This is a genomic window from Chryseobacterium barbadense (assembly GCF_042849955.1).
GTDB lineage: Bacteria > Bacteroidota > Bacteroidia > Flavobacteriales > Weeksellaceae > Chryseobacterium.
In genome coordinates this window covers 1-1,076 of record NZ_BAAFHL010000149.1, presented here as the reverse complement: position 1 = coordinate 1,076, position 1,076 = coordinate 1, and the positions used below count along the sequence as shown (strand labels likewise).

Annotated in this window: 2 protein-coding genes; one reads left to right on the top strand and one right to left on the bottom strand. The window is 36.8% G+C overall.

Annotated elements, in window-relative coordinates:
• A partial coding sequence (locus tag ACGHIN_RS17300) for a TolC family protein (protein ID WP_390456493.1) occupies nucleotides 1–360 on the top strand: 360 nt, incomplete at its 5' end.
• Between the two features lie 265 nt (nucleotides 361–625).
• On the opposite strand, the gene ACGHIN_RS17295 is transcribed toward ACGHIN_RS17300, so the two are convergent.
• Nucleotides 626–1,076 (bottom strand): hypothetical protein (locus tag ACGHIN_RS17295; RefSeq protein WP_390456489.1); only part of this gene is annotated, 451 nt, incomplete at its 5' end.

Here is a 1,076-nt window from a genome sequence, read left to right as displayed (position 1 = left end):
CCTATCTTAATCAGAAGGCAGATCAAAACCAATTATGAAGTAAGCCTTGCCAATCAGGAAACAGCTTACCTGAATTTCAGAAAGACTGTTCTTACGGCTGGAAAAGAGGTTTCAGATGCCATAAGAGTGTTTTCCGTACAGGACTCATTCATTGAATTAAAAAGAAAAGAGTTGGAATCTTACAAAAAATCCGTTGATTATTCTCAGGAATTGGTGAACTACGGTATGGCCAATTACTTAGAAGTACTGAATGCGAGTGTAAACTCTTTAAATGCAGAACTTAATATTTCCAATGCGGAATACAATAAAATGAAAGCTGCAGTTGAGCTTTATCAGGCTTTAGGCGGTGGCTGGAAATAGTTGTTATATATATTTTTTAATCTTGTTAAGTGTGTGTTGAATCCTTCAATGCACACTTTTTAATTAAATAAATAAAAATGTCAAAAAGCATTAGTAGAGATTGCTGATAATGAAAATAATTTGCTGACCACCACTGAGGAAGCAGAAGAAAAAATTGCCAGCCAGTTTTTTCTGCAAGGAGCTTTACAACTGAAGAAAGCTACAGGATAACAAAAATAAAGCCTGCAAAATTTTTGCAGGCTTACTATATTTATTTTGTAAAAAATTATTCTTTTTCACCAGTCCACGATCCGGATCTGTCCGGTGTCGGTACCGAATTCCTCCAGGTCCCGCTTCCTTTTTCATTATCTTCTTCAACGGTCAACTTTCCTGTGAATTCTCCGTCAGCGGGAAGTCCAATCACTGCATTTAAATCTCCGGAAGTGTTCAGATGACCTGAAATATTATAATTTTCATTCGTGTCATCAGAGTGCATTGTTCCGGTCACTTTACCGTCACTTGCCACTACAATATACCAGGTCCCTTTCTCACTTCCTTCATAAGTTCCGGACCAGGTCCCGATAAAATCGTAAATGTTTTCTTCTTCTGAGCTGCATCCAATGAACAAAAATGCGGTGAATAAAAGTAAAAAAAGTTTCTTCATAGTTTTATAGTCATTGATGAAATAAATTCTAATAATAAAATCTGTGGAGAATACGGGGATCGAACCCGTCACC